The organism is bacterium, from assembly GCA_040755755.1.
GTDB lineage: Bacteria > SZUA-182 > SZUA-182 > DTGQ01 > DTGQ01 > DTGQ01.
Genome location: JBFLZW010000084.1, coordinates 40,749 through 47,468, shown reverse-complemented (window position 1 = coordinate 47,468; position 6,720 = coordinate 40,749). Strand labels below are relative to the sequence as shown.

At 50.5% G+C, this 6,720-nt stretch carries 8 protein-coding genes; 4 read left to right on the top strand and 4 right to left on the bottom strand.

Annotation, left to right across the window (positions count from 1 at the left end; all coding sequences use genetic code 11):
* Positions 1 to 284 precede the first annotated feature (284 nt).
* A complete protein-coding gene (locus AB1611_21895; protein ID MEW6382225.1) occupies positions 285 to 653 on the top strand; it encodes a DUF6677 family protein in 369 nt (122 codons plus the stop codon).
* A gap of 147 nt (positions 654 to 800) precedes the next feature.
* Here the strand turns inward: AB1611_21895 and AB1611_21890 are convergent, their stop codons facing one another.
* A complete protein-coding gene (locus tag AB1611_21890) occupies positions 801 to 2,237 on the bottom strand; it encodes a class II fructose-bisphosphate aldolase (GenBank protein ID MEW6382224.1) in 1,437 nt (478 codons plus the stop codon).
* A gap of 242 nt (positions 2,238 to 2,479) precedes the next feature.
* Positions 2,480 to 2,743 carry a DUF6364 family protein gene (locus AB1611_21885; protein MEW6382223.1) on the bottom strand — a complete coding sequence of 88 codons (264 nt, stop codon included), beginning with the start codon at positions 2,741 to 2,743 and terminating at the stop codon, positions 2,480 to 2,482.
* A 55-nt stretch (positions 2,744 to 2,798) separates the two neighbouring features.
* Here AB1611_21885 and AB1611_21880 point away from each other — a divergent pair, with 55 nt between their 5' ends.
* From AB1611_21880 to AB1611_21870, 3 genes are all read left to right on the top strand, one after another.
* Entirely contained in the window at positions 2,799 to 3,791 is a 993-nt protein-coding gene (locus AB1611_21880; protein MEW6382222.1) for a 2-hydroxyacyl-CoA dehydratase family protein, read from the top strand.
* A gap of 4 nt (positions 3,792 to 3,795) precedes the next feature.
* Positions 3,796 to 4,581 (top strand): acyl-CoA dehydratase activase, encoded by a 786-nt coding sequence (locus tag AB1611_21875; protein ID MEW6382221.1) that lies wholly within the window; start codon positions 3,796 to 3,798, stop codon positions 4,579 to 4,581.
* 211 nt (positions 4,582 to 4,792) lie between these two features.
* Positions 4,793 to 5,377 (top strand): hypothetical protein, encoded by a 585-nt coding sequence (locus AB1611_21870; GenBank protein MEW6382220.1) that lies wholly within the window; start codon positions 4,793 to 4,795, stop codon positions 5,375 to 5,377.
* Positions 5,378 to 5,467: 90 nt separating this feature from the next.
* On the opposite strand, the gene lgt is transcribed toward AB1611_21870, so the two are convergent.
* Positions 5,468 to 6,235: a prolipoprotein diacylglyceryl transferase gene (gene lgt, locus AB1611_21865; protein ID MEW6382219.1), complete on the bottom strand. Its 768-nt coding sequence runs from the start codon at positions 6,233 to 6,235 to the stop codon at positions 5,468 to 5,470.
* Positions 6,216 to 6,716 (bottom strand): signal peptidase II, encoded by a 501-nt coding sequence (gene lspA, locus AB1611_21860; protein MEW6382218.1) that lies wholly within the window; start codon positions 6,714 to 6,716, stop codon positions 6,216 to 6,218. The genes lgt and lspA overlap by 20 nt, the downstream gene beginning before the upstream one ends.
* Between the last annotated feature and the right edge of the window lie 4 nt (positions 6,717 to 6,720).

The window sequence follows — 6,720 nt, the reverse complement described above, 5'->3', positions numbered from 1 at the left end:
ACTTTCATCAGGACCTTGCCGGATTGGTTGTTCTCTGCGTCTCTGCGTCTCTGCGGGAGATCTTTTTTCCCTGTGTGCTTTGTGTCCTCTCTATATTATAAGCTTGGCTTATGTAAGTGCCATTCGGGATAGGGATATTCGCACAGCTCATTCTGTAAAGTACCATTCCGAATAAATCTGCTCATTATGCAGAAAAGAAACTATGGGGAGTAATATGCAGGAAGGACTCCCTGAAAAAGAGACTCACACACAATACCAGCTCCAGCGAAAGAGGGGAGGTTCCAATGAGCACGAGTTCACCAACACAATCGGATATCCAGTCGGAAGTTCAAAATCTGCTGAAAAAATGCCCGTTTTGCTCTGAAGCAATTCTCATGGAGGCGAAAAAGTGTAGATACTGTGGGGAGTTTCTCGACCCGGAGTTAAAGGCCGCAGCGTCAAGCCGTTCTCAGGCAAAATGGAATCCGGCCATAGCGGCAGCTTTGTCGGTTCTGGTTCCGGGCGGAGGACATATCTATCGGGGCAGGGTTGCCAGAGGTTTCCTGTGGCTTCTGGTCGTAGCGGCAGGATACACCTTATATTTTCTGCCGGGCCTCATCCTCCATGCTGTTTCTATTGCCCTTGCCGCGGTGGGGAATACCCGCGAGGAATAGGCTCCGGCAGGGCTCCGAAGGACAGTCTGCACAATCGGGTGCAAAAGGCAGCAGTGTAAGAGAGGGCGCAGGGGAAAATCACCCCTTGCGCCCTGTTTATGATCCTGAATGAAAAGTCCTGAATGACAAACCCTGAGTGATTAATCCCTAATGACAGCAACTGCACTTTCTGGCAGAAGTGCCGGTAAGAGCAAGAAGGTCCTGGGGGATTTGTTTCGGGATCACCTGCATGTTGATATACTTCTCGATCAGCAACTGAGTGTTATTGGCATTCAATTTCTTGAAGAGAAAATCCAGTTGCGTCTCCAATTCCCGGCTGAGGGCCTCTTTTGTTTCAGGCGGCAGCATCCAGAGCTCTTTCTTGAATGGGCCAAACCCTTTCTTGCGGGTCTTGTAGATGAATTGCTCCTCGGTCTGCCCTTCCTTCCATTCGCTGGCGCAGTTGGTCTTCAGCCAGTCATAGATCCTGGTCCGCAGCTCCTGCGGCAGGGCTTTGCTCTCATAGACGATATTCTGGAATCCTGTAGCTAGGTGGACCTCGGCAGTCTCGGTGTCAGGGAAGCGGTGGAACGCCTCATCCGGCAGGGTTGACGCTCCATGCTGAACAGCCCCGGCCAGGCCGTATTCCTCTCTGGCTATTCTGGACAGGGTTTCCAGAGTATTAAAATCCAGCTTTACCTCGGCAATGCTTCCATCGGGCAAAACCACTCCGCCGTGCGCCGTGCCGGTCTGTACGCTGATCTTGCTGATTCCTTCCAGGTCAGGATCAATCTGGCGCAGGGTTTCACGATAGCCGTCCATGAAAGCGGTCAGCTCTTCCGGAGTACTGTTTTTCCCGCCAACCTCGCCGATCTCACCGCCTACGGAAACCGTGATCCCCCGCGGCTCGATTTGCCGGATATAGGCAGTAAGCTGGGCAGCGATGGTGTAGTTATCCTTCTGCTGCTCCCTGATGGTAGGTTTGCTCAAATCCACGACCGTGGAGCTGTCAATGTCAATGTTGTAAAAGCCGCTCTCGATCGCCTCGCTGATCAGTTTCTTGAGCCCGTTGATTTCAGCTTCCGGATCAGCCTTGTACTTTTTGGCGTTGACCTGGAAGTGATCCCCCTGGATGAAAATCGGGCCGACGTATCCGGTCTTGATGGCCGCAGCCAGGCACTGGGAGGCATATTCTGCCGGTGGCTGGAAGGTATAGCCGATTTCTGATTTGGCAATTTCAAAAATGAATGATTTGGATTGGTTTTTCAGAGCGGTTTTGATGATCGCCTGGGCCACATAGTAAGTAAGCCCGCGAATATTGATCGCCGGAACCGTAATTCCCTCAAATTCATCCCTTCCTCTGGCTTCGTAAAACTCCTGAATGGACGAAGGGAAAATGCCGAATTCCCGTGCTGCCTCCCAGATAATCCACTGGCTGGCCTGCTTAACGGCCTGGTCATCATTGAGGCTTGCATTCAAAGCCAGTTCATCGATCAACCGGCTCCTGAACAACTCCCGGTCAGTAATGTGCAGTGTGCCAGCCGAAATAGATACCCCATCTTTAATACTATCCAGCAATTCTTTTAAGTTACTGTATACGGTCATCGTTAAACCTACCCCTGAGTTTATTGATTCGTTTAAGGTTGTTGAGCTCATAGTGCACTTTCCTCCCCCTCAGAAATTGCCTCTCACTATTGCTGATAGAACGATGGACAGGTAACTACTTGATGATATTCCCCCCCTTTCTTTTTCATTGCGGTTTATCCTGCGGGTTGGATTGCGAAAAATTCCGTCGCGAATACCGGTTGAGATTCCGGCCTGAATTCCCTCCGGATCAGACCGGATTACTATAAAATCTTACGGGAGGAATGTAAAGAGAAAAATGCACTTCTTATGGTTAGCGATTTAAGATATTTCTCTACCATCTTTGATAAGCTCATATTTTTCCTTTGAGCATATTTTTTCACTTGTTGAATAATCTCTCTATCAAGTTTCTTGGAACATGGGGAAGATCTGCTGTGGTTTTCAAAGAATTGCCACTGCCGGGAAGATATGGTATTATAACTCGTTCTGTTATCGCATAAATATGCACAGAGTATAGCATACGGCATACTCCAAGCTCAAGATACATACTATTAGATATATACCGTGCCAGATATACCCAATATTCCAAAAATCGGCATCACCACCACAGTGCCCCTTGAAATTATCCTGGCCGCAGGATATGCGCCGGTCGATCTGAATAATCTTTTCATGAGCCGCGATTCCCTGCACCTGGTTCACCAGGCTGAGATTCAGGGCTTTCCCCGGAATCTGTGCGCCTGGATCAAGGGGATATACTCGGTTGCCCTGCAGGAGGGAATCTCCCAAATGGTGGCCGTGACCCAGGGAGATTGCAGCAACACTCAGGCCCTGATCGAAATGCTCAGCCTTGAGGGGGTCAGGGTCATTCCCTTCGCCTATCCCTATGACCGGGACGAGGAGCTTCTGAGGCTTCAGATGGAGCGCTTTTTGAAGTCCCTGGGATGTTCCTGGGAGAGCGCTCTGGCCATGAAGGAGAGGCTCGATGCCATCCGCCTCAAGGTGCACCGGATTGACCGGATGACCTGGGACGAGGGAGTGGTGAGCGGGTTTGAAAACCATTATTACCAGGTGAGTTGCAGCGATATGCAGGGAGACCCTGAGAGCTTCGAGGCCCAGGTCGATCAATTCCTGGATGAAATTTGCACCAGAGAGCGGATGCCGGAGAAAATCCGGCTGGGATTTATCGGCGTGCCCCCGATTTTCACTGATCTTTACTCTCTGGTAGAGTCGCTGGAGGGCCGCATTGTCTTCAACGAGGTGCAGCGCCAGTTCAGCATGCCCGCCTGCGGTCAGGGGGAAGACCTGGTGGAGCAGTACCGGCGCTATACCTACCCGTACGATGTCTTTGCCCGGATTGCCGATATCAGGGAACAGCTTGCAGTGCGCCGGATCGACGGCCTGATTCATTATGTTCAGTCCTTCTGCTTTCATCGCCTAGAGGATCTTATTGTCCGAAAGTCCATCAACCTGCCGGTCCTCACCCTGGAGGGGGATAACCCCGGCAGGATCGATGCCCGGACCAGGATCCGGATCGAAAGTTTCCTGCAGGTCCTGAAAGAGAGAAAGGGGGCATAAATCTATGGAAGCTCACGAGCTGGTCTGGGGAATGGATCTTGGCAGCAGAGAGGTAAAGATCGTTCTTCTGGAGAATGGCGATATCCGGCAGATGGAAAGTCATGAGACGATTGCCTTTTATCGCGCCTGCCGCCAGGTCGATCCGGGAAAGCTGCGAATTATGGATGAGACTATCGGTCCTGCCCAAAACCCCTGCTATCCGGTCGTGACGACCGGGTACGGACGCAACTCACTCACCTTCGAGAATTCCCACCAGATTCCGGAAATCATGGCCCATGCCCTGGGAGCCCGGTACCTGACCGGGTTATCTGACTTTCTCCTGGTCGATATCGGCGGCCAGGACTCCAAAGTGGTGCTGGTTGAGAATGGGAAGGTGGTTGATTTTATCATGAATGATAAATGTGCAGCCAGCAGCGGCCGGTATCTGGAAAATATGGCCAGGGTCCTGGGATTCAGCGTGGAAGAGCTGGGGCGATATTACCGGGACCCGGTCGAGCTTGATTCCACCTGCGCTATATTCGGCGAGTCAGAGCTGATCGGTAAGCTCGTGGAAGGCGTTCCCCTGCCCTCGCTGTGTGCCGGAGTGAACTTTTCCGTTTTTCGCCGGATCGCTCCCATGCTCAGCCGGTTTTCAAGTGAGATTGTCGTTCTTTCCGGAGGGGTTTCCCGGAACGAGGCCATTCAGCACATCATCCGGGAAAACTGCAAGCCCCGGCAGGTGCTGGTGCTTCCCCACGGCCAGTTTGCCGGAGCCATTGGCTGCGCCCATTGGTATACTCATCGTGTCTAAGCCTTCCATTCGCGCCACCAACCACAACAAGGGTTATATTTCCCCTGATTAATGATGTGCGAGGTGGAGTGATCAGATATCCTGGTGGCAAATATCCAAAAAATTAGATACAATATAATAATGACAGGTTTTTCAGGTATGAAGCAGCCGATCCCTTTTGGTAAATAAATTTTTGTAGAGAGATTGATTTTATTGGTGGAGAGCAATCCTGATGGCAGAGATCAACCTTACGACCAGCGACGAAATCGTCTACGAAGACAGCGATAGCGGCTGGAAGGAAGCTATAGAAATTTACTTCAAGGAGTTTGTATCTTTTTTCTTTCCAATCATATATCGAGAGGAGGAGCTTGAGGCCAGCCGCAATCCCTTTGGGATCATTGTGCTGGCTCATCTTAAGAGCTTAGAGACAAAAAGAGACTATCAGAGCAGGCTCCTATGGAAGCTGAGCCTGGTTAAGATGCTGTATAACAAAGGGTATAGTCGAGGAGATATTTTTAACCTTTATCGCTTCATTGACTGGCTGCTTGTTTTACCGAAGGAGCTTTCTCGCCAGTTTCAAGATGAGATCAGGGCATTTGAGGAGGAAAAGAAAATGGCTTATATCACTACTGCCGAAAGAATAGGCATTGAAAAAGGACGACAGGAGGGAATGGCCCAAGCTTTGTACAATCTGTATTGTGAAGGAGTCCTTACCTCTGAACAGGCAAAAGCAGAATTAAAAAAATTGTACACCAATAAATCACTGAGCGAAGAGATATATCGGGAGTTCATGAGTAAGATACAGGGGAATTCTTAGTCACTGGTTGTAGTTTGATCGGGCCGGATGGGACGGACGGCCGGATTTTCACGGCCTGGTAACAAGATGCCGGTACCGGGTTTCACCTTCTCAGCGCCCGGCAGCCACTTTTTTCAAGGTCCAGAGCATATAGAGGGAGCTCAGAAAAAGAGCGATCCCGATAACCTGAGTAAGGGAAAGGGTATGCCAGAAGAAGGCCCGGACTTCATCACCGCGGAAAAATTCAATCACAAACCGGAGCGCTGAATACAAGGCAATATACGTCCAGAAGATCTGTCCTTCAAAGCTTTTCTTTTTTCTCAATCCGAGTAAAAGGCCAAATATGAGCAGGGCACCGACGGCCTCATAAATTTGCGTTGGATGAAGCGGAACGTTCAGCACAGCCAGGCTATGGGGATCGGTAAAGCGGATAGCCCAGGGACAGGAGGTTTCTTTTCCATAACAGCAACCGGCCATCAGGCAGCCGATTCGGCCAATGCCCTGCCCCAGGGCAATGGCCGGGGCGAGAATGTCGGCATATTTCCAGACCCGGAGGCGGTGCTTTTTCAGGTAAAACAATCCTGTCAGAATGCTGGCGATCAATCCGCCATAAAAAACCAGCCCTCCCTCCCAGATTTTTACGATATTCCCCGGATGCTCGAGGTATTCCTGGATATTCAGGAAAATGAAGAGGATGCGGGAGCCGATGATAGCCGCAAGGGTGATGAAAAATCCAAGATCCATGATCCGCTCCGGATTTTCCCCCAGTTGTCTGGCTTCCCGCGAAGCCCAGAGGATACCGGCAATAAAAGCCAGGGCAATAAAAAAACCATAGGTGTAAATGGTAACCGGACCGAGCTTAAAAAGTATGGGATGCACCGGATATTCTCCCTTTCTTGCTCAAAAACATATCGATAATCAGCATGCCCACTCCGATGGAGATGGCGGTATCAGCCACATTAAAGGCAGGCCAATGATGGTGGTACCAGTGAAAGTCCAGAAAATCGATTACCCAGCCAAACCGCAGCCGGTCGATAAGGTTCCCCAGTGCGCCTCCCAGAATAAAGATCAATGCCAGATGGATCCAGGCCCCTCCTTCCGCTTTCCGGTAAAGAATAACAATCACCACAATGGCCACCAGAGAAATGAAAATAAAGAACGGGATACGGAACCGGGCACTGGTTTCGGCTAAAAAACCAAAGGCAGCTCCCCTGTTTTCGACATAGGTCAGATGGAAAAAGTTGGGGATTATGGCCAGGGAATGAATCCGGCTCAGGAAAGCCTGAGCCAGATATTTGGTTCCCACGTCCAGGGCCAGAATTGCAGCCAGGATGGACAAAGCCGCTTTCGGGGATTTCATATTC